Genomic DNA, 22,504 nt, shown 5'->3' with positions numbered 1-22,504 from the left:
CTTAAAAGAATTAGTAACAAAATTAGCTACACTTATTTATCAACACACATAAAAAAAAGATTACGTGCGGAGCAAACAATATGAAAAAAATGCTACTCTCACTTGCAATTACAGCTGCTCTAGCTGGTTGCGGCGGCGGTGAAACGTTAGAAGATGTTAAAAATGATACACCACCAGTTATTCCATCAGCTACAGTGAAGTTTGATCCCGCAAATGGGGTTATTTCAGTACCAAATGATTTATTAATGAGTGGTACAAAAGATGGCACTATAAATATTCCCGGTGAGTTGAGTGCTAATGGTGCATCAGTGCCAAGAAGCGCCTATGCTAACCCGTCACTGGCACTAGGTGCACTTGATGGCTGGTCTAGCCAAGTTCCCTATAAAGTAGATCTTACCTTTCCTGCGAATGTGAGCCTTGATGAAAGTTCGGCTGGTGCGCCGGGAGCTGTGCGTATTTTTGAAGTTGTTATGGGCGCTAGTTTAACAGATGCAGATTGCGCAGCGGTACCCGCTGGAGCAGGATGTAAATTATTAGGTGAATTAACCTTTGGCGTTGATTTCATCACTAAAGCAAGTGGCAATGCGGTTGCTATTATTCCATTAAAACCGTTTAAAGCTGGCAGCTCGTATATTAATGTGCTGACGACTGAGCTTAAAGACTCATTAGGGCGTTCAATCCAGCCATCTTCAACCTACGGATTAGTAAAACAGGAAGCCCCATTAGTAACTGAATCGCAACTCGCGCTGCAGGGCGTGGTAAATAGCTATGAAAATGTACTTATTTCAGGCGGCACGATCACTAAAGATGAGATTATATATTCAGCAGCGATGACCATTCAATCTGTAGGTCCAGTGCTTGGTACTATTAAAAAATTGCTAGCAGCGAGCTTACAAAATCCAGCTTTGCCAAAACCACAGGTACAAATACCAGAGCAGGATATGCTGACAGTAGCTGAAGTGCTTCTTAGTGATCCTGACATAACTAATGTGTCACCAGCATTTAATGGGGTGCAGTACCAAAGAGGCAGTGTGACACTGGCTATGTATTTATCTCAACCAGAAGGGAAAGAAATTTCAAAGTTGGCTGATACATACTGGCAAGGCATGTGTTCAAGCCCTGTTGCCGTACTTAATCAGCAAGCAGCGGATCAAGCACTGCGCGACGCAGGAAAAGAAGATGAAATTGATCCAACAATGTTTGGTATTGGTCCATATGAGCAGCTCTGCCAAGGTTTAAGTGAAGGAAAGCTACACGATTACCCAAAAATTGACATTACTCGTCACTTAACGAAATATAACCCGCTCCCTAAAATGCAAAGCCTGCAAGAAGTGCCTGTACAGATAACAAAACCTATTCTGCCTGTGATAAACGCTATCAGGACACAAACTGGTATGCCGGCACTTGAAATGCCAGCGGGTGGTTGGCCTGTTGTTATTATGCAACATGGCATTACTTCAAAAAAAGAGCACATGCTGGCGTTAACGGCTAGTTTAGCGATTCAAGGTTTTGCAACGGTTGCCATAGATCACCCTGTGCATGGTGAGCGTGGCATTGACGTGGATGACGATGGTAAAGACGACTTTAATGCGACTAAAGGGGAGGGATCTGTACTTGCGTACATGAACTTGCAATCATTACTCGTTGCGCGTGACAATTTAAGGCAGTCTGCGGCTGATTTACTAGCATTGCGTCTAGGCCTCAATTTTGTTGATGATACATCACTCAACACCTCTGACGTAGTGTTTATCGGCCATTCACTTGGCTCAGTAGTTGCTCCTGCTTTTGTTGCTCAAGCAAATGCACCTTTTGATAGCCAAGTTGATGGCTTGTTTAAAATCAATAGTGTCGCACTCGCTAGCGGTGGTGGTGGGATAGCTAGCTTTTTATTAGAATCGGCGAGTTTTGGCCCATTTGTGCAAGGCTCTGTATTGCTATCAGCTGGGACGTCTGAATCAGCTGAGTTTCAAACTTATAGAGAGGGTCCTGCTGTATCAAACTGTGGTGAAGCAGCGCCAACGAACGAGAGTATTTCATGTGGTTATGGCGAATATTACACTTCGTTAAATGCAGCTGGTGAAATGACTAAGCTTGCTAAGATTCAAGGTATTTTGAGTCAGTTCTCATTTGCAGCACAGACGGCTCTTGATAGCGGCGATCCAACAAACTATGCATCAGCTATAAAAGCGCTTGGCACACCTGTTTATATGAATGTGGTTGTAGGTGATGGTGAAGCTAATGGCAATAAACCAGATCAAGTGATCCCACCAATGACTGCAAATAACCCAATTGCAGGCTCACTGCCTCTTGCTAACTTAATGGGCTTAACGACAGTAACCCAGACGCAAACGCCTACTGAGGATGGTATGAGCTATTTAGTTAAATTTACCAAAGGGCATCACAGCTCAGTGCTTAGCCCAGATCCTGATGCAGGTGCAACGGCTGAAGAAAGCGCAGCCACGACAACTGAAATGCAATTACAGATTGCGACTTATTTGGTCACCCGAGGGAGAGCGTTATCTATTCAAAATACTGAGATTGTCACTGACTAACTTTCTAGAGTATTAAAATAAATGAAAAGCCACTGAAAAGTGGCTTTTTTTTGTTTCAATGGTAAATTAGACGAAATTTTTGTTTGGAGAATACGATTGGAATTTCTATATGAGTACGGGCTGTTTCTAGCTAAAACGGCAACGTTTGTGATTGCCGCCGCTGCAGTAATATTAATTAGTGTCGCTGCAGCGATAAAGCCTAAAAGTAAAAAAGGTGAGATTGAGATTGATGATATTTCTGAGCAGTTAGATGATTTGAAAAATGATTTTATTGCAAGCACCTTATCTAAAAAAGCATTAAAAGCGCACCATAAAGCCCAAAAGAATGATGCTAAAAAAAGCACTGATGAACAGTCGAAACCACGATTATATGTACTTGATTTTAATGGTAGTATGGATGCCCATGAAGTCGATAGTTTACGTGAAGAAATTACCGCAATTGTTGCAATTGCCGATCCTAAGCAAGACAAAGTGTTGGTTAGGCTAGAAAGTGGTGGCGGTGTAGTTCATGGCTATGGACTTGCTGCTTCCCAGCTACAACGCATTAAAAATAGAGGTATTCACCTTACGGTTGCGATTGATAAAGTTGCTGCCAGTGGTGGTTACATGATGGCCTGTGTCGCTGATGAAATTGTTGCCGCACCGTTTGCTATCGTTGGCTCTATTGGTGTGATAGCACAAATTCCAAATTTTAATAAAATTCTGAAGAAAAACGATGTTGATTTTGAACAAATCACTGCGGGTGAGTTTAAACGTACCTTAACTTTATTTGGTGAAAATACAGATAAAGCACGGGAGAAGTTTAAAGAAGAAATAGAGCAAACTCATGACTTATTCAAACAGTTTGTTAGCAGTCAACGGCCAAGTTTAGATATTAACTTAGTGGCAACAGGTGAGCACTGGTTTGCGACTCAAGCGCTTGAAAAAGGTCTAGTCGATACTATAGAAACCAGTGATGACACATTACTTAAGTATCAAGATGAGCGACAAATATATAAAATTAAATATAAAGTTAAAAAGAGCTTAAGCGACAAGCTTGCTATCGGGTTGAGTAACACTGTTAACAAAACCGGTATATCATTATTGTCTCGTTTAAAAGGGCTAAACCCATAAAGGTTTCCGTTATTAAATGATAAAAAAACCCGCAAATTTGCGGGTTTTTTTCATTTATACACGGACAACTTTAGTCAGTTGATTTGTGATAATCCTCTAAGTCTTTGGCTGCATTTGGGTCGTTAAATACTGCCTCATCTAGTTCACCTTCAGATTTAGCAACCACACATGTCACCATACAATCGCCTGTGACATTGACCGCCGTACGAGTCATATCAAGTAACCTATCAACGCCAATAATGATGGCAATGCCCTCAACAGGTAAACCAACTTGATTCAGGACCATGGCAAGCATGATCAAGCCTACACCAGGGACACCAGCGGTGCCTACAGACGCTAAAGTGGCGGTTAAAATTACCATTAAGTAATCTGAAATCGTTAAATCAACACTGAATACTTGTGCAATAAATACCGTAGCCACACCTTGCATGATTGCTGTACCGTCCATGTTAATAGTGGCACCGAGTGGAATTGTAAATGACGCAACTGAATTTTTTGCCCCTAATTTTTTAGTGGCTGTTTCAAGTGTAATAGGCATTGTTGCACTTGAGCTTGAAGTGCTAAATGCGAATAAACAGGCATGTTTCATTTTTTTCAAAAAGATAATCGGGTTTAATCCGGTTAAAAACTTTAACAGTAAGGTGTAATTAATGAAGGCATGGAAAAATAGCGCAGCCACCACAACACCAAAATATTTAGCTAAGCTGACTATCAAGTTCAACTCGATAGTAGTGAATAGCTTCGCCATTAAGCAGAACACCCCATAAGGAGCCACATTCATTAATAAGGTAACTAGCTTTAAGATCACGGTGTTTAAATCTTCAAAAACAACCGCTACTCGTTTACCAGCACTGCCGCCAAGAGCCATTGCAATACCAAATAGCAATGCGAATACAATTACTTGTAACATATTGCCGCTTGCCATGGCATCAATTGGATTGGTTGGGAACATGCCAATGATTACTTGTGCAAGAGTTGGTGCTTCTTTTGCGCTATAAGTCGCTTCAGAAGGTAAGTTAATCCCTTCCCCTGGATTAACTAATAATGCCAAGGTAATCGCAACCGTAATTGCAATTGCGGTAGTAATAAGATAGAGAACGATTGATTTACCGCCTAAACGGCCTAATTTTTTCGGATCACTTAAGCTACATGTACCACAAACAAGTGATACAAATACCAGTGGTACAACTAACATTTTCAAACTGGCGATAAATATTTGTCCACCAATATGAAATAAACCATCTACAAAAAAGCCCTTAATTGGCAAAGAGAATAATCCAAGTGGGATTAGAAAATCGTCTTCGCCAGCTAATATAGCTTGGAATATGAAGCCTACAGCAACCCCCAGAAACATACCTATCATGATACGGGTGGTTAAACTCATTGAACGGATTTTTGACATAGTAACAATCTATTTTTTATAAATTTGCCATAGCCTACCAGCATGCAGATTTTTATACAGAAAAAATCGCTAAATATGAAAAAAAATATTGTTGAAAAAAACCATAAAAAAGTAATAAAAGTTGTGATTTTAAAGCTTGATATAGGTTAATATTGGGTAAATTTTATATTTAAATAATTAATTACAAACGCTAGGGAGAGGGCAATGCCTTTAATGCGATGGCTCAGTGTCATACTGTTGAGTTTTTTTATCACCGCGTGTGGTGGCGGTGGAACACTTGAAAAGGACGGTGGAACAATTGATGATGGTACTACTGCTGATCCCATTTATACCTTATCTGTTCAGGGTTACGTAAAAGCAAGCGATGAAACTATTAATGCAGTAACCGAAGCTGATCCGATAGATATAAAGATAACTCTATTAAAAAATAATGAGCCGGCAAGTGGGCAAAGAATCACTTTTACCTTGGCTGATAATATAGGTGCTGTAAATTTAAATTCTGCACTTACCAATAGCGAAGGGATAGCCACTGTTGAGCTTTCAGCTGGACTACAAGCAGGCGCTGGTGAGATAACGGCGACTTACACCGGCAATGACATCAATGTTAATAGCAGTTTTGCTTTTACATCTACGGGTGGGCAAGGAGAAAGTAACCAAGGTGCATTTACACTTAGTTTGAAAGGACTATCTCAATTAACTGCAGAGCCTACTAATACAGTTACTACTTTGAATAGTCTGGATTTACAAGCAACATTAAAGCAACAAGGAGAGCCTTTATCGAATGTTAGAATCACTTTTAATCTAGCTGACAATATAGGTGAAATAACGCCTTCTTCTGGAACGGCTTTAACTAACAACCTTGGTATAGCAACGGTTGAATTATCCGCTGGTGATGTCATCGGAGCTGGAGAAGCAACAGCAACGTATACTCATAATGGGGAAACAATAACTTCACAACCATTTAGCTTTGAGACCCTCATAGACGCAAGTGCCTCAGCAGATTTGGTTGTTACTTTACTTTCATCAGATAACACCGCAACACGAAACGTTACTTTTTCAGAACCATCAGTAGCTCAAGCTAAATTGCTATTAAATCAACAGCCGGCGGCCTTTAAGCTAATACAGTTTAATGTGTCAGGTTTTGGTATTCTAAACCCTTCAAATGGTACCGCTATGACCAACAGCGAAGGTATTGCTAAACTTGATTTACTTACAGGTTCTGAAGCGGGAGCAGGTAACATTTCTGCTAGTTATCTTTCTGAGTCGCAGCAAGTTATTAATTCGAATGCTTATACTTATACTGCTGCGGGTGATGCTCCAGTTCAAGGCGTGTCAGAAGACTTTAATGTCAATTTAAGCCTTACTTCATCTGTAAACTTATCTGACACGAATGAAATTAATGCACAGCAGAGCGGTATTATCAAAGCAAGAGTTACAGACTCAAATGGTGACCCCGTAGTCAATAGAGTGGTGAGTTTTACCTCGACGCTTGGTAGTTTACTGCCAAGCTCGGGCACTGCACTTACAAATCAAGATGGTGTCGCTACGCTCAATATCACGACAGGAACTATTGAAGGGGCGGGGCTTATAACAGCCCAATATGAAGCTGTAGAGTCTTCCATTGGCTTTTATACTCGGGGGGATGCGATAGACCCAAATCAAAATAATGCTGATATCGCTTTTAAAATTTTGATTAATTGCCAATCTGATTTTAGAACGACGCGAGACCCTAACTTATGCGAGGAAACAACGAGCATATCGGGCGAAGATGCAGCAATCGTGTTTATTGAATTAACAAAGCAAGGATCAACAACGCCATTAGCACAAACTCTTGTAACTGCAACGACGACTATTGGCGCTATTTCACCAAGCACTGGTACTGCTATATCAAATGAGAATGGTATCGCACTATTGGACCTTGTGCCTGGAAGGGATGTAGGTGCAGGCGAGATAACAGTTACTGTTCTTCAAAGCTCTATAAAAAAAGCATTTCAAATATCAGCAGTAGATGTTGATGTTAGTATCAATAGTTCTTTGGCAGAATCAGAAGTTTTATCAGCAGGTTCAACCGCTTTAATCTCAGTAAACCTGAGCAAAAATGGAGAAACCTTCGTTTCTCCATTATCTGTTGAGTTTACATCAGGTTGTGTTGATGCAGGCCTAGCTGTTATAGATGCCAGTGTGACTAGTATCGGTGGTGTTGCGCGTTCAACATATAGAGCACAAGGTTGTGTTGGCGCTGACTTAATAACAGCAACAGTTATTACTGGTGGTAATACTGTTTCTGCTTCTACGGTAGTGAACGTCTCTGCTGCAAATGTTGGCTCTTTAGAGTTTTTAGATGTATCTGAACCAGTTATTGCGCTTAAAGGTACCGGCGGCGCAAACAGAAAAGAAACCTCTGTTGTTCGCTTTAGGTTAATTGACGAAAATGGCAATGTACTCCCAGCTCGAACTGTAAACTTTAAGTTAGCAACGGAAGTCGGTGGATTGAAGTTAGGTCAGTTATCAGGTTTCACTGATGCTGATGGTGTAGTACAAACTGTTGTGCAGTCAGGAGTAGTGCCAACGCCAGTCAAAGTGATAGCTTCCAGTGAGCAAAACGTTGATGGTGAGAATGTAATTGTAACAGCACCATCTGATGTTTTGGTGGTCAGCACTGGTATTGCTGACCAAAATAGTTTTTCACTATCTCGTTCGCAATTTAATGTGCATGGTTTAAATGTTGATGGCACTGAAGTCGATGTTAATGTTCGCTTAGCTGACCATTTTAACAATCCAGTGCCCGATGGAACTGCGGTTAGTTTTATTACCGAAGGTGGGGTTATTGAGCCCAGTTGTACTACATCTAACGGGGGATGTTCAGTTAAGTGGCGTAGTAGCAACCCACGGCCGTTTGCTGAGTTTATAGTTGAGGGCGGAATTACTCGCAGCTTTTACGGAAATACTATCGCAGATAAATGCGATAGTGGACTACCATGTCCGCTTGGTATTAAAAATAATGATAATACAGCGTTTGACTTACCTTTAGGCGGGAGAGCAACGGTACTCGCTTATGCTATAGGTGAAGAAACATTTTCTGATTTAAATGGCAATGGTTATTTTGATGAAGAAGACTTCTTTGATGATCTTTTTGATAAGCCAGAAGCCTTTATTGATAATAATGAAGATGGAACATTTGGTGGAAAAAATTGTGAAACCGCAGCTGAACTGTGCTCTGCGGCTAATTCTGCAGGGGATGAATTTGAGGAATTTATAGATTTTGATGGCAATGCCCAGTGGACTCAACAAAATGGTTTATACAATGGCTTATTGTGTCGCCCAGAAGATGATGCAGCAGGTATATGTACACGAGAAATGATAAATGTATTTCAAAATCAAGAGATCGTAATGTCGAGTGATAACGCTCACTTTAGATTGGTAACATATGCCGACGAATGTACTGATATACAAGGCGTAACTGCTACAGAAGTACATGTTAATAGTGACATAAATAGTAACTTAGTACATAAGGTACAAAATGATTTAACTAGCCAAAAAATGTGTCAAATAACTGAAGTGGATTTAACGTCAGCTACCGGCCAAGAGAGTATTAATTTGACCGTGTTTATTGCTGATATATTTAATAATCCATTGCCTGTAGGTACAGGAGTAACGATATTAACAGATAATGGTGTACTCAGTGGCGAGCCAGAAAATTATGCCTTCCCGAATACAACGAGTCGAGTTCCGGTTAGCTTATCATTTGCGCTTGGTCGTGAGCCTGCAGATAATCGCAATGATATCACAAGTGGCTTTTTAGAAATTAAAACAACAGCACCATCAGGATTAGTTTCATCTTTATCAGTATCAGTTAGAGATGATCCAAAAGTACCTTAAGATTGTTTAGTTTTAAAAAATGCCAACCATAAGGTTGGCATTTTTGTTGCTATTCTATATATTCCACTGCAAATACCTTAAAACACCGTTTTGTCTAAATTAACGACAATAATTGTTTAATTATTCATTAAAAGCAGAAAAGTTTGTATTAAAAGCTTGTAACAATTGGTGTTTGTAGATATACCTATAAATATTCGCGCCCGTAAATGGGCAAAACACATTTAAAATACTTGGTTAGAAATAGGCAACTATGGGCAAATCGCTAGTAATTGTAGAGTCTCCTGCTAAGGCTAAAACAATTAATAAATATTTAGGAAACGATTTTATCGTCAAGTCCTCTATTGGACATGTACGAGATCTTCCTACCTCCGGTTCAGGCAAAACCAAAACGGCTGCTGTAAAAACACCTGCAGAAGTACGTAAAATGGCACCAGAAGAAAAGGCCGCGTACAAAAAACAGCGTGATTATACAAATTTAGTAGCTCGAATGGGGATTGATCCAGATAAAGGCTGGGAGCCACATTACGAAGTATTACCAGGTAAAGAAAAAGTTGTTCAAGAATTACAAAAGCTCGCTGAAAACGCTGACCAAATCTATCTCGCAACGGATTTGGATAGGGAAGGAGAAGCGATTGCTTGGCACCTGCAAGAAATTATCGGTGGAGAGCCAGAAAAGTATAAGCGTGTCGTATTCAATGAGATAACTAAAAATGCCATTCAGGCCGCCTTTGAGGCCCCTGGTGAGCTAAATACCGACATGGTCTATGCCCAGCAGACTCGTCGCTTTTTAGATCGTGTTGTAGGCTTTATGGTATCGCCATTATTGTGGCAAAAAGTTGCCCGTGGTTTATCCGCTGGACGAGTACAGTCTGTCGCAGTACGTTTGTTAGTTGAGCGCGAGCGTGAAATTAAAGCGTTTATTCCTGAAGAGTTCTGGGATATTCATGCCGATGTGAAAAATACCGAGTCGGCACTTCGTTTAGAGGTGTTCAAACAAGGTGATAAAGCCTTTAAGCCAGTCAATGAAGCGCAAGCTATGGCAGCTACTGCATCTTTAGAGCAAGCTGAATATAAAGTTGTTAGTGTTGAGGAAAAGCCAAGTAAAAGTCGTCCTAGTGCGCCACTAATTACTTCAACAATGCAACAAGCTGCGAGTACGCGTTTAGGCTATGGCGTTAAAAAGACCATGATGTTAGCGCAACGTTTGTATGAAGCAGGTTATATCACCTATATGCGAACTGACTCAACCAACTTGTCGAAAGATGCAGTTGCAATGTGTCGCGAGTATGTTTCGCAGCAGTTTGGTGATAAGTATTTACCAAAAGAAGCTATTAGTTATAGTTCAAAAGGCAATGCACAAGAGGCGCATGAGGCGATCCGTCCTTCAAGTGTTACTGTATTATCTGGTCACCTAGATGGCGTAGACCCGGATGCTAAAAAGCTTTATGAATTAATTTGGCGTCAATTTGTTGCGTGTCAAATGGTCCCTGCTGAATATGACTTAACAACATTAACTGTTACTGCCGCCGATTTCCAATTAAGAGCCAAAGGACGGGTGTTACGTTTTGATGGTTGGACTAAAGTACAACCAGCAGTTCGAAAAAAGAACGAAGAAGATCAATCACTACCAGCTATTAAAGAAGGCGAGATATTAAGCCTTGTTGAACTTGATCCAAAACAGCATTTTACTAAGCCGCCAGCACGCTTTAGTGAAGCGAGTTTAGTAAAAGAACTTGAAAAACGTGGTATTGGTCGTCCATCTACCTATGCATCAATTATTTCAACGATACAAGATCGTGGATATGTCCGTGTTGAAAACCGTCGTTTCTTTGCAGAAAAAATGGGTGAAATTGTCACCGATCGTTTAGTTGAGAACTTTACTGATCTGATGAACTTTGACTTTACTGCAAAAATGGAAGGCCGGTTAGATGATATCGCTGAAGGTGAGCGTGTCTGGACACAGGTACTTGACAAGTTTTACGCTGATTTTTCTACACAACTGACTTTAGCCAGTGGTGAAGAAGATGAAGGTGGGATGCGTAAAAATGAAATGGTCGAAACTGATATTGACTGTCCAACATGTGGCAGAAAAATGGGTATTCGAACAGCCTCTACTGGCGTTTTCTTAGGCTGTACAGGCTATAATTTACCGCCAAAAGAACGTTGTACTACCACTATGAACTTAGTGTCAGGTGATGAAGCGGTTGCCGCTGACGTTGAAGATGTCGAAACCGAAACATTGATGCAAATGAAGCGTTGCCCAATTTGTGAAACGGCAATGGATTCATACCTGATAGATGAAACTCGTAAATTACATGTTTGTGGTAATAACCCTGCTTGTAAGGGTTATGTCGTTGAGCAGGGCACGTTTAAAATTAAAGGCTATGATGGCCCTATCATTGAATGTGATAAATGCTCATCAGATATGCAGCTTAAATCAGGGCGCTTTGGTAAATACTTTGGCTGTAGTAATGATGAGTGTAAAAACACCCGTAAATTACTGCGTAACGGCGAAGCAGCGCCACCAAAAGAAGACCCTGTTCAGTTACCAGAGTTAGAGTGTGAAAAATCTGATGCATACTTTGTGCTACGTGACGGCGCTGCAGGTATTTTCTTAGCAGCGAATACCTTCCCTAAATCACGTGAAACTCGTGCCCCTAAAGTGGAAGAGTTACAGCGTTTTAGAGATCGTATTTCACCTAAGTTTTATTATCTAGCTGATGCACCAGTAAAAGATCCTGATGGTAACTTAGCAATTGTTCGTTATAGCCGTAAGAATAAAGAACAATATGTAATGACTGAGGTTGACGGTAAAGCAACAGGCTGGACTGCACATTTCAATGCAGGAAAGTGGGTTGAAGAGGCAAAGAAGAAAGCCGCACCTAAGAAAAAACCAGCCGCTAAAAAGGCAACAGTCAAGAAAGCCGCACCTAAAAAAGCCGCTGCAAAAACAAAAAAGGACGCTGAGTAGAATACTAAGCTCTGAAAACAAAAAAACCGGAATGCACACCCTTGTGTCAATTCCGGTTTTTTTATATCAAAAATTATGCCTTTAGAGGCATTTTTGACGTTAGATTTTTACGTCAGTGACTTTTTTATAGCCTTCTGATTCAAGTTCATCATTTACGCACTTTAGTACGTATGGTTTAAGCTCTTCATTGCTGATGTCGTCGTCTTTAGCCCAGTTTAAACACATCTCAGTGTATTCTTTAATTGTTTCGGCGGAAGCTTCAACAGCATCGTCAGCAACAGCAAAAGTTGCATAAACTGCAAATAATGGCGCTACGATAAGCGCTAGCAATGCTTTTTTCATTCGTGTATTCCTAAAAAATGTAGTGACTGCTGTTTTATATTCAAAAACAACAGTGATCCAATCAAGCAACATGCTGTTGGTAAGTGATTCTTAAACGAAATGATAATAAAAGATAACGAAATATTTTTATCGTAAAGACAAATATAATGTAATAAGAGACGGTAAAATAATGAGAAACTTATGTTAATCAATGCTATCTTACGCCAGCTATCAATTTAGGAATAATTATGTCTCAAAGCCAACTACCTGACACCACACCTCGTGTTGCATCTAAACTAGAACAGTTTGTTGAAAGCTTTATTTTTCGAGCCCGCTGGCTACTAGCTCCCTTTTTTATAGGCTTACTCGTTGCAATTGTACTGTTACTTTTGAAGTTTTTTAAATACCTGTATCAAATGGCGATAAATACATTTAGCGCTACTAATGAGCAACTACTGGTGGGTATTTTGACCTTGGTTGATACCGCATTACTGGCAGGATTATTATTAATAATTATTTTTAGTGGCTATGAAAATTTTGTTTCTAAATTAAATATTGGTAATCATGAAGATCGCCCTGCATGGATGGGTAAAGTAGGTTTTTCTGGTCTTAAAATGAAATTGATCAGCGCAATTGTTGCCATTTCTGCAGTCGAACTGTTAAAGGTGTTTATAAGCTCTACTAGTCACTCAAGTGATGAATTGATGTGGAAAGTAATAATTCATGTTACTTTTGTGATATCAGGTGTGCTATTTGCTCTCACTGATTTTATAAATAGCAAAACTCACAATCATTAAATAGCAGATAACGCAACGCTATCTGCCTATATGTTTTGTTATTTAAAGATACTCAACCACATAGCCTTTAAACTCGGTTCTTTTGCGTACATATTCATACCCATTTTAAAAATACGAGCGGCAAATATACGTAAGTAATAAAAACAGCCAATACTGAGAAGCAGGGATAAGAGTGCTTGCCAAATTGGTATTTCAACTAATGACATGCGCACCGGCATAACCGCAAATGCCGTGATCGGCAAGTAACTAAGCACGATTGTTAAAACACTGTTTGGTGCATCGATAACAAAAAATGCAATCACGATAGGTGCCAATGGCAGCATCATTAAGGCACTTTTACTACTGTGATTAGGATCATCAATACCCGCTGCGATCGCAGCCATAAATGCAGCGCAGATGCCAAGACCTACAATCGCATAGGCTAACAACCAAGGCAGTAATGACCAATTAATAAAGTCTAAATTGAGGGCTTGTTGTTTAATGATAACGGTAAAAAATAGCATCGATAAAATAATCGATAGCAAGGTGCCAATCATGGTTTTTACTGCAAGTAATATTTGCCCAAGTAGCTTACCATCTATCCATGTTTGTGGTGTCATGGTGGCTAGCAATTGCTCCGTTACGCGGTTTTGCTTTTCACCGGTAATACTGACAAAGAGTTGGCTAAAGATCCCAAACATCGCAACAAATAATAATATCAGTACCCCAACTGCTGTGTATGTTTGACTACGATCAGCTTGATTTTTCAAAAGCTCGTCAAGTACCCTATGTTCAATTGAAATATTTTTCGTCAATCCTAGTCGTTGTTGCTCGCTTAAGCCTAAGCTATCAAATTGAGCTTGTTGCAATTGCGCTCTAAGGAGCGATTGCAATGTTGTTTGCCATGCTGATTTTACAGCCGTTATTAACGTATATGAGTGAGTCGCTTGGTCAAACTTAAGTACGCCATCATAGCCAGTATCCTCAGCTAAATTTGCAATGATGGCAGTTAAATCATCATGTTTGGTAAACTTAAATTGTGTCGATGTAGGCTCTGTTTTGACGCTAAACTCGAGGTTGCTTACTAAATGATAACCTTGTTCAAGTTGACTGTTTGCAGTGGCAAAAAAATAAATAACTCCAGCAATAGCGAGCATGATCAACTTCGAAATAATTTCTTGTTTTAATTTAAAAAAATGCAAGAACTCCCATTTTGCAACAATCCAGAGCTGTTGCTGTGTAAGCGATGATTTATTCATAGCGTCGTTCCTTGATCCAGTTTAGCGTTATGCTCAGCTACTGCGTGTAAATAAATTGCATGCAGTGACTGAGCTTTATTTTTGAGTTCACATATTTCCCCGATGCTGATTAACTGAGGAAGTAACTGGTTAAGTGATTGGTGTTGCTTTAGGGTGATAGTTAGTTGCTGTGCTTTTATTTGCTCAACACAATAATGTTCACATAGTTGCTCAAAGTAAGTTTGATTAATTGGATCGTTGAATACGACTTGAATACTATTATTTTGCGCGCTTTGAAGTATATTACTGAGTTTGCCGTATAAAACACTTTCACCTTGATTTAATAGCAATACCCGATCAGCAAGTTTTTCTACCATCGCCATCTGATGTGCACTTAAAATAACGGTCATGCCTTGCTGTTTTAATTGCGCTAAAAATTCAACAACTAATTCCTGATTAATAGGATCTAAGCCAGAAAATGGCTCATCTAAAATTACCCATTTGGGCTTATGTAAAATTGCAGTGATCAATTGGATTTTTTGTTGGTTCCCTTTAGAAAGTGATTTTAAGGGGTCATTCAAGCGTGCGGTTAAATTAAATTTAGCTAACCAATAGTCACAGCGCTGCGTAAATTCGCTATCTTTTACGCCGTGTAATGCTGCAAAAAATTGTAGATTTTGTTTTATTGTTTTTTCTGGATAGAGGCCTCGGTCTTCTGGTAGATAGCCCAGTAAATGTGCCGGAATAGATGAATACGCTTGTCTTGCATCATTGAGTTGAATAGAGCCACTATCTGGAGAGGAAAAACCAACGATCATTTTTACTAATGATGATTTCCCCGCACCATTGGGGCCAAGTAAAGCAAAAATCTCTCCTGGTTGCACATCAAATGACAGCTTATTCACCGCAGTAACCGTTTTATAGTGTTTTTCAAGGTTGTTAATAATTAACGACATGTGATCCCTACAATATTGTTTTTTTTGAGTTTAATCGGTTACAACCAAGAATGTAACTACTACCAGAGATGAAATTGTAAGCAAAGATTATGCAATAATTAAATAAGAAGTGTGCAGACACTGCAGTTAATACATATTTGCAAAGCTAATGCATTACAATCACAAGCAGATTAACTTTGTCTTGATGATAGTTAGGTATTTATTAATTTATTTTTCAAATACTTAACGATGAGCGCTGTAGTCTTACAGTTACTTTAGATGCGGTTCATGATGAAGCAAAACGACGGATAGTTTCGCTTTAATGAACGGTATGAGTTAGTCACTTAGGGTGCAAATCTTCGCCATTATAGGCATAATGAACGCGATATTTCGCGAGATTGGTGTAAGCAATGATAAAACAGTTTTTAGACGATCCAACTTTATTACTCAACGCCGTTGGTGAGGGAATATATGGCTTTGATTTAAGTGGTAATGCGGTATTTGTAAATCCCGCTGCTGAACGCATGACTGGATGGCATGCAGATGAGTTGCTGGGTAAAAAAATTCATCAGTACCATCATCATAGTCACGCTGACGGACGGCCATATCCAGCAGATGAATGCCAGATTTATTGCACTATGTTTGACGGCAAGCATCGCCATGTTAAAGATGAGGTATTTTGGCGTAAAGACGGCAGCTGTTTCGCGGTAGAATATACATCTACACCCGTTTATAAAAATAATCAGTTGATCGGCGCTGTCGCGATATTTCGCGATGTATCAAAACAACACCAGACAGAGCACGCACTGCGTGATGCTTTAGCGCAAGTGAATCACTTAAGTGAGCAATTAAAAGAGCAAAATAGCTATTTGATAGCAGAACTTAATGAAGATTGGCAAGAGTCTGGTTTGGTAGGCAAAAGCCACGTATTTCAAACCATGCTTGAGCAAATAAAACTTGTTAGCCCGACCGATAGCACGGTATTGATTTTAGGTGAAAACGGCACAGGAAAAGAATTAGTTGCTCGTAACTTACATCGCTTAAGTGGGCGCAGTGGGCAATCCTTTATTAAGGTTAATTGCGCCGCATTTACGCCAAGCTTACTTGAATCTGAGTTATTTGGTCATGAAAAGGGGGCTTTTACGGGGGCTAAGGAGCATCGTAAAGGACGTTTTGAGTTGGCTAATAATGGCACCATTTTTTTAGACGAAATTGGAGAGCTTGCTCTTGAAGCGCAAAGTAAGTTGTTACGGGTATTGCAAGAGCATGAATTTGAACGTGTTGGCAGTAGTCAAACACGTAAAGTTAATATTCGTGTAATTGCTGCGACTAATCGTGACCTATGGGCCATGGTGCAGTCAGGATGCTTTAGAATAGATTTATATTATCGACTAAATGTATTTCCAATCACAGTTCCACCACTGAAAGCGCGTAAAGAAGATATTCCATATTTGTGTAGTAATTTAATTGCGCAATTAAATAAACGTCTTGGTAAACAGCTCAAAGGACTCAGTGAAAAAGCCATAACACAGCTACAAGCTTATGATTGGCCGGGTAATATTCGTGAATTACAGAATGTACTAGAGCGAGAGGCTATTTTATCAAAGCAGTCTGTATTGCAGTTATCGCAACCACTTGATGCCAATGCTAGCGCTAACCTAAACACGGATCTGAGCCTTGACGAAGCGCAGAGACAGCATATCATCGCAGTATTAGAATTATCAAATTGGCAAATTTCTGGCAGTCAAGGCGCGGCAGTTAAATTAGGCATGCCGGAGAGTACGTTACGATCAAAAATGCGCAAGTTGATGATCCGTAAAAATCGTTAAATATCACGGCACTCGCTAAATGTCGCGATTTTAGCGAGTTTATTAAATAAAAATTCATTAATATTCAACTACTTAATTTAATTTCTGTTTGGTCTGAAACTTGCAAACTTACGGGCCTAACCGTCACAGTAAGTAGTTATTATGAAATTTGATATTAAAGAAGAAGATATGATCATCAAGCCCTATAAGCATGAAGGGCCTATTTATATCCGTGAGCAAAAAGGATTTTTCCAGCGTATTCGCCGTAACCTTGGTTGGTTACTCATGCTTACATTCATTCTTATTCCTTGGATCCCATACAAAGGCCAGCAAGCGGTATTGCTAGATGTTGCGAGTCAAAAGTTTGCTATTTTTGGGCTGACCTTACTGCCCCAAGATTTTATGATCTTGGCGTTGTTATTTATGTTAGGTGCTTTTGCGTTGTTTTTTGTTACCAATTGGCTTGGCCGGGTATGGTGTGGATATACATGCCCACAAACAATTTGGATGCTGATGTTTTCATGGGTGGAGCAACGTATAGAGGGAACACGTAATCAACGTATAAAGTTAGATAAATCCGCGTGGACGTTATCAAAATGGCAGAAAAAAACAATCAAGCATAGCGCTTGGTTAATCATATCATTGTTTACAGCAACGTCATTTATGGCTTACTTTATTCCGGCTAAAAGCTTGTATGGGGATATGTTTACTCTGCAATGGTCGGGCATCACTAGTTTTTGGGTATTTTTGTTTGCCTTTTGTACTTATGGAAATGCCGGTTTCTTAAGAGAAAAAATGTGCACTATTGCTTGTCCATACTCACGGTTTCAGGCTGTAATGTTTGATAAAGATACATTACTTGTCACTTACGATAGTGCGCGTGGGGAAAGTCGTGGTCCACGTAAACGTAAGGCCGATCCTAAAGCGTTAGATTTAGGTGATTGCGTAGATTGCAATTTATGTGTGGAAGTGTGCCCGGCAGGGATTGATATTCGTAACGGCTTACAATATGAATGTATTAACTGTGGTTTATGTATCGATGCATGTGACGATACAATGGATAAGTTTGGCTATCAAAAAGGCTTGATCAAGTACGCAAGCGAAAAACAGATGGCTGGCGAGCAAACTAATCCATACCGGTTGAAACTGGTTGGTTATGGCGCACTCACGGTTTTATTAATGGTCAGTATGTTAGCGTGGTTAGTTCAACGCACGCCAATCGAAGTGTCAGTACTGCGTGATCGTAATGCATTATATCGAGTAAATTATGAGGGCTTAGTTGAAAACCCTTACACCTTGACAATAATTAATAAAACACAACAGTTACTGCATTACCGAGTAGCGATTACCGGTCTTGATGTGGCTAAGTTACAGAGCCCTCAACTTACAGCTGTCGAGCCTGGTCAAATGAAGCGCATCCCGGTCACTGTGGTTGCCGATGGCTATGATTTACCAAGTAAGCTCAATGAACTTGATTTTGTGATCACAGCCGAAGAAGATAGCAGTATTAATACATCAATAAGCAGTGTGTTTTATCGTAACTAAGTTATGCAGAGTGAAATTGAGCTGCATTATCGTTCATTGTTTGGTGAACAAAGGTTTTAGCTTGCACTAAACATTTAAACAGACGATGGCGAACATCCACGCTAAGGCCTGCATTTTGAATAATGCGTTGCATTTGATTGATTACGATAGCTGAATCAAAAATATAAGCGCTAGCAATACATCCATTACGAACCATGGCAGAGGCCAACACTGTAAGTTGTTGCTCTGCCTGAGGAGTTGCAGCCAACAAATTTTGAGAATCACTGATATATCCCCATGGTTTATTGGCAAGCTGACTAACCTGCTCAAATAAGCCATTGCTAAATGAGGTTACTAAACTGGCGTTAAGATTCCCGCAAAAATTAGCAATGATTATATTTTGCTCGCGGTGTAAACTAACCTGTCCATGTTTATTGCTAAATTTCAACGTGCTTCCTTGTAAGAAAATTTAAGAGCGCGAATTTTATACAATTAAAACGCGGAGTCTAGGTATTTTTTAATTTTTTATAAATTTGCATTAATTAATCAGTGAATAATATATAACCAGATTAAAAATGTCAGAATAGGGCCTAAATATAATTACCAATAGACCCTCGCAATAATTATTTTGTAAGCAGGTGATCTAATGCACCTTTAATTGCAGCCACCTGTGCTGTAATACATAGCTCATCTGTTGCCGTCGGACTATCTGGGTACACTTCTGTTGTGGTGACATACTGTGCATCTGTAAAGCCCATGCATAAACCGAGTTCTCGTGCTGCATAATTGATCACACCATGTTGTTCTAATGGCACTCCAATGAGTTGATTGTTTTCATCACTGGGGGCAATTTGAGTCACATTAGCAACAGTGTCAATAATCGCTTTTTGGAATTGCGGTTCAGGTTTATTGCTATCAGCGACAAGATAAAAACCATCAGGAATATTCCAATTAGTGTTCACTTTGCCATCACGAGCCGCAAGTGCAGGGCGAAACTCACTGTTGTCAGTGTCAGTTGTTTCATGCAGATCAATATGCGCTAATAAAGGTATATTTTGTGCTTTAATATAATTTATTAGTGCTGCTGACTCTGGTGCTGGGCTTGATGAATAAAACGAACGGTTTGGATCTATGGCTGCTGGGTTCCAGCGATTAATGGTTTCATATCCCCACGGGCTAATACAAGGAGCAACCAGTAAGTTAAACTCTTTAGCGTATTTCATACCTAGCGTTTTCATAAAATGTAATGCGCCATGAACACCGCTTGTTTCATAGCCATGTACGCCACCGGTGATCAATATGCTCGGTTTATTCGATGCCCACTGTTTTGATTTAATAATAAAAAGAGGGTAGCGAGTAGGATCAAAACTGAGCGCACCATATTGCTCAACCTCGAAATCATTATCCAGTTCGTTGATTAAAGTTACAACTTCAGATTGATAGCTACGTTTAATCGTTTGTAGGTTAAACCAGCACTGTTTATCTTTATCATTCCAAGGCGTGCCTTGAGTACCTATTGGATAGTTATTTTCGCTCATAGAACCTTCATTTATTACAATAAAGGTTTAGCTTATCGCTGTACTAACCTCACTGCAACTAGCTGCGACTAATACACAACTGTGAATTATATTTATAAGCTGTTTGAGGACTCATATAAATTGGCATTTTGGCGCTTATGGGCTTCAAATAAATAAGCCCTTAGATGTTCTTTCCCTTGATGAATATGAGTGATCTTGGCAGCCATGCCTCGCTTACTAAAGCGTACCGGTTTGATGTCGATAGTAATATTTTTTTTGTTTGGAAGGGTTAATTTTATCTGTTGCTCAATCGCTAAAGGAGCTTTTTGAGTCGTTGATTTTAGAAAAAGTCCAGTACTTGAGATTGATTCAACTTCAAAGTCTTGGCTCTGAATATTGAGGTTCCCGCCACGCCAACAGCGCTTTATTCCTTGTGTGTCGATGACCTCTGGTGCGCTTAATACAGGGGTTACAACGCCTGTTTTATCAATTCTTATTTCAAGTGGAAACCATAATTGATAATCGCCAACTTCAGCCAGTAGTGTTAATTTTGTATTATTTAGTAATTCAGCAATATTGGCAGGGATAGAGCTTTGTAATGTCAGTGTATGATTGTCCCTCAATTTTGAAGGAACCGTCACTTGGAAAAGATCTGATATAAAATTTAGTTCTTCATTGGTCATATCCATTTAGCATCTAATCCCATGCGGGCGATAATGTAGTTAATACCGTATTTTAAGTCGAGAGTTTATTCATACAATAATGTATAACGGCAGTGTAATAACATACTTGAGTTATTTAAGAAAATAAGCATATTGTGCGCCACAAAGTCGTCTTTTTGGATTGTTAAAATATATAAGAGCTAGCACTTTTATACACTGTCAGATGATAAATCTACCCCTATTTATTCTTACATGATAGTTTTTTGTTTGTTTAATAAACAGTGGCTAAGTTTTATTGCTAAAATAACGTAAATTACTGGACCTGATAAAGTTATTAAGGGTATTTTTAAATTGCGATTTCACTTTTATATTGTTTACATTAATCAACTACTCTTTACGAATTTTCTCACGCCGAATATTTGCATCTGCTTACATTCCTTTAAATTATTCTGGTGTACTTCCAAGTGCATGTTTTTATGCACACGTAATTAATGGGCAATGTATATGGACTATATTTTCTATCAACAATCAATAATTAACTTCATTGCACAATATGCTGGTAATTCTAAATCACAATTAACAGCGATGGTTGATGACACGCGCAGTATTTTAAGAGTTGATGCGTATAGGCTTTTTGAAAATATTCTTTTAAATTATCAACAATTGGGAGTAATTGAATATAGTAAAGTAGATTGCCTACTTAAAAGTGTTGCCGTGAATTTGAAAACTTCAAGTGAGTCTGAGTATTTTCTCGTTTCACAGTTAGCAACCTGGTGGCAAGAATGGCATTTCGCGCTATCGATGCGCGTAAAAACGAGTCAAAATAATGCTGTTATCGTGCAAAATAGTGATTACTCAACGCAAGATAATAAACCACTAACCCGCCAGCATGATTTGAGTGAGTACGTTAATTTATTTACGCAAGTGCCAATACCGTTGTGTAATGTATGTATGCTCACCGAGAATATAATCCGTATAAACCAACGTTTTGTAGATGTGTTCGGTTACACTATTGAGGATATTCCAACACTTAATGATTGGTGGCTTAATGCTTACCCAGATCCACATTATCTGATGTGGGTGCGACAAACGTGGCAACAAGCTCTTAGCTTTGCGTTAGAAAATGATACTGATATTGAACCACAAGTTTATTGTGTTACTTGTAAAGATGGCTCCCATATAATGATGGAAATTTCGGGAAGATATTTTAGGCACGAATTTTTAGCTATATTTAAGGATGTAACACAGCATTTAGCTGCTGAAGATACACTTCGAGACATGGCATTTTTAGACTCATTAACACAAATTGCCAATCGACGTTGTTTTGATGAGAAGTTGGCCAATGAACTTGAATTAATGAATAAAAAAATAAAGCCGTTATCAATGATCTTAATCGATATTGATTATTTTAAGCAATACAACGATAACTACGGTCATATTAAAGGCGATGAATGCTTGTATCAAATTGCACAATGTATTGCAGTGGCCACGATGAATCACGAAAAGGACTTTGTTGCCCGTTTTGGCGGTGAGGAATTTGTGGTGTTACTGCCAGAGGCTGATCCGAAAAAGGCTTTACATAGTGCATTAGAAATCCAGCAAGCAGTTAATCAATTAGCTATTAAGCATGAATATACAGATATTGGCTATATAACACTAAGCATGGGCATTAAAACTTTGCATAATCCCCAAACTGGCGATTATATCTATTTTGCTGATGCGGCAGATAAAGCTTTGTACCAAGCAAAAAGACAAGGGCGTAATTGTATCGTTGTTAGTGAAGATTGATACAAAAAATCAGCTGAG

General features: G+C 39.3%; 15 protein-coding genes. 8 read left to right on the top strand and 7 right to left on the bottom strand.

The annotated features are described in order from the left end of the window. The first annotated feature begins 80 nt into the window (after nucleotides 1-80). Together H5187_RS03875 and sohB are read left to right on the top strand one after the other, a co-directional pair. Nucleotides 81-2,552, top strand: a complete 2,472-nt coding sequence (locus H5187_RS03875) for a VolA/Pla-1 family phospholipase (RefSeq protein ID WP_182794441.1) — start codon at nucleotides 81-83, stop codon at nucleotides 2,550-2,552. A gap of 96 nt (nucleotides 2,553-2,648) precedes the next feature. After that, the gene (sohB, locus tag H5187_RS03870) at nucleotides 2,649-3,665 is read left to right on the top strand and encodes a protease SohB (RefSeq protein ID WP_145233753.1); all 1,017 of its coding nucleotides are present in this window, start codon (nucleotides 2,649-2,651) and stop codon (nucleotides 3,663-3,665) included. Between the two features lie 70 nt (nucleotides 3,666-3,735). Here sohB and H5187_RS03865 read toward each other — a convergent pair whose 3' ends face one another. Beyond that, a complete protein-coding gene (locus H5187_RS03865) occupies nucleotides 3,736-5,067 on the bottom strand; it encodes a dicarboxylate/amino acid:cation symporter (protein WP_149981035.1) in 1,332 nt (443 codons plus the stop codon). 204 nt (nucleotides 5,068-5,271) lie between these two features. Between H5187_RS03865 and H5187_RS03860 the strand changes: the two genes are divergently transcribed. After that, a complete protein-coding gene (locus H5187_RS03860) occupies nucleotides 5,272-8,946 on the top strand; it encodes an Ig-like domain-containing protein (RefSeq protein WP_182794442.1) in 3,675 nt (1,224 codons plus the stop codon). A 250-nt stretch (nucleotides 8,947-9,196) separates the two neighbouring features. Continuing rightward, the gene (gene topA / locus H5187_RS03855; RefSeq protein ID WP_182739243.1) at nucleotides 9,197-11,917 is read left to right on the top strand and encodes a type I DNA topoisomerase; all 2,721 of its coding nucleotides are present in this window, start codon (nucleotides 9,197-9,199) and stop codon (nucleotides 11,915-11,917) included. A gap of 99 nt (nucleotides 11,918-12,016) precedes the next feature. On the opposite strand, the gene H5187_RS03850 is transcribed toward topA, so the two are convergent. Then, on the bottom strand, nucleotides 12,017-12,259 hold the full coding sequence (locus H5187_RS03850; protein WP_149981038.1) for a hypothetical protein: 243 nt from the start codon (nucleotides 12,257-12,259) through the stop codon (nucleotides 12,017-12,019). Nucleotides 12,260-12,486: 227 nt separating this feature from the next. Between H5187_RS03850 and H5187_RS03845 the strand changes: the two genes are divergently transcribed. Beyond that, nucleotides 12,487-13,035: a TIGR00645 family protein gene (locus tag H5187_RS03845; RefSeq protein WP_145233766.1), complete on the top strand. Its 549-nt coding sequence runs from the start codon at nucleotides 12,487-12,489 to the stop codon at nucleotides 13,033-13,035. Nucleotides 13,036-13,073: 38 nt separating this feature from the next. On the opposite strand, the gene H5187_RS03840 is transcribed toward H5187_RS03845, so the two are convergent. Together H5187_RS03840 and H5187_RS03835 are read right to left on the bottom strand one after the other, a co-directional pair. Beyond that, a complete protein-coding gene (locus H5187_RS03840; protein ID WP_182794443.1) occupies nucleotides 13,074-14,273 on the bottom strand; it encodes an ABC transporter permease in 1,200 nt (399 codons plus the stop codon). Next, the gene (locus H5187_RS03835; protein WP_182761308.1) at nucleotides 14,270-15,208 is read right to left on the bottom strand and encodes an ABC transporter ATP-binding protein; all 939 of its coding nucleotides are present in this window, start codon (nucleotides 15,206-15,208) and stop codon (nucleotides 14,270-14,272) included. The genes H5187_RS03840 and H5187_RS03835 overlap by 4 nt, the downstream gene beginning before the upstream one ends. A gap of 389 nt (nucleotides 15,209-15,597) precedes the next feature. Between H5187_RS03835 and H5187_RS03830 the strand changes: the two genes are divergently transcribed. Both H5187_RS03830 and ccoG read left to right on the top strand, forming a co-directional pair. Next, a complete protein-coding gene (locus H5187_RS03830; protein WP_149981042.1) occupies nucleotides 15,598-17,016 on the top strand; it encodes a sigma-54-dependent Fis family transcriptional regulator in 1,419 nt (472 codons plus the stop codon). 141 nt (nucleotides 17,017-17,157) lie between these two features. After that, nucleotides 17,158-18,540 carry a cytochrome c oxidase accessory protein CcoG gene (ccoG, locus tag H5187_RS03825; protein ID WP_182739245.1) on the top strand — a complete coding sequence of 461 codons (1,383 nt, stop codon included), beginning with the start codon at nucleotides 17,158-17,160 and terminating at the stop codon, nucleotides 18,538-18,540. Between the two features lies 1 nt (nucleotide 18,541). Here ccoG and H5187_RS03820 read toward each other — a convergent pair whose 3' ends face one another. The 3 genes from H5187_RS03820 to H5187_RS03810 form a co-directional block, all read right to left on the bottom strand. Continuing rightward, the gene (locus H5187_RS03820) at nucleotides 18,542-18,967 is read right to left on the bottom strand and encodes a hypothetical protein (protein WP_182739246.1); all 426 of its coding nucleotides are present in this window, start codon (nucleotides 18,965-18,967) and stop codon (nucleotides 18,542-18,544) included. A 175-nt stretch (nucleotides 18,968-19,142) separates the two neighbouring features. Continuing rightward, on the bottom strand, nucleotides 19,143-20,057 hold the full coding sequence (locus tag H5187_RS03815) for a M14 family metallocarboxypeptidase (RefSeq protein ID WP_182739247.1): 915 nt from the start codon (nucleotides 20,055-20,057) through the stop codon (nucleotides 19,143-19,145). A gap of 92 nt (nucleotides 20,058-20,149) precedes the next feature. Then, nucleotides 20,150-20,725 (bottom strand): hypothetical protein, encoded by a 576-nt coding sequence (locus H5187_RS03810; RefSeq protein ID WP_182717882.1) that lies wholly within the window; start codon nucleotides 20,723-20,725, stop codon nucleotides 20,150-20,152. A gap of 477 nt (nucleotides 20,726-21,202) precedes the next feature. Here H5187_RS03810 and H5187_RS03805 point away from each other — a divergent pair, with 477 nt between their 5' ends. Further along, complete coding sequence (locus tag H5187_RS03805; protein ID WP_182797560.1) at nucleotides 21,203-22,486, top strand: sensor domain-containing diguanylate cyclase; 1,284 nt, start codon at nucleotides 21,203-21,205, stop codon at nucleotides 22,484-22,486. Nucleotides 22,487-22,504 lie beyond the last annotated feature (18 nt).

Origin of the sequence: Pseudoalteromonas sp. SG44-1 (assembly GCF_014164315.1) — a bacterium.
Taxonomy (GTDB): Bacteria; Pseudomonadota; Gammaproteobacteria; order Enterobacterales; family Alteromonadaceae; genus Pseudoalteromonas; species Pseudoalteromonas rhizosphaerae.
This window is presented reverse-complemented; position numbering and strand designations above follow the sequence as displayed.

Bases quoted from the DNA above. Each gene is read 5' to 3' on its own strand.
- H5187_RS03875 (WP_182794441.1), top strand. From the start codon at position 81: ATGAAAAAAATGCTACTCTCACTTGCAATTACAGCTGCTCTAGCTGGT.
- H5187_RS03865 (WP_149981035.1), bottom strand. From the start codon at position 5,067: ATGTCAAAAATCCGTTCAATGAGTTTAACCACCCGTATCATGATAGGT.
- H5187_RS03860 (WP_182794442.1), top strand. From the start codon at position 5,272: ATGCCTTTAATGCGATGGCTCAGTGTCATACTGTTGAGTTTTTTTATC.
- topA (WP_182739243.1), top strand. From the start codon at position 9,197: ATGGGCAAATCGCTAGTAATTGTAGAGTCTCCTGCTAAGGCTAAAACA.
- H5187_RS03850 (WP_149981038.1), bottom strand. From the start codon at position 12,259: ATGAAAAAAGCATTGCTAGCGCTTATCGTAGCGCCATTATTTGCAGTT.
- H5187_RS03845 (WP_145233766.1), top strand. From the start codon at position 12,487: ATGTCTCAAAGCCAACTACCTGACACCACACCTCGTGTTGCATCTAAA.
- H5187_RS03840 (WP_182794443.1), bottom strand. From the start codon at position 14,273: ATGAATAAATCATCGCTTACACAGCAACAGCTCTGGATTGTTGCAAAA.
- H5187_RS03835 (WP_182761308.1), bottom strand. From the start codon at position 15,208: ATGTCGTTAATTATTAACAACCTTGAAAAACACTATAAAACGGTTACT.
- H5187_RS03830 (WP_149981042.1), top strand. From the start codon at position 15,598: ATGATAAAACAGTTTTTAGACGATCCAACTTTATTACTCAACGCCGTT.
- ccoG (WP_182739245.1), top strand. From the start codon at position 17,158: ATGAAATTTGATATTAAAGAAGAAGATATGATCATCAAGCCCTATAAG.
- H5187_RS03815 (WP_182739247.1), bottom strand. From the start codon at position 20,057: ATGAGCGAAAATAACTATCCAATAGGTACTCAAGGCACGCCTTGGAAT.
- H5187_RS03810 (WP_182717882.1), bottom strand. From the start codon at position 20,725: ATGGATATGACCAATGAAGAACTAAATTTTATATCAGATCTTTTCCAA.
- H5187_RS03805 (WP_182797560.1), top strand. From the start codon at position 21,203: ATGGACTATATTTTCTATCAACAATCAATAATTAACTTCATTGCACAA.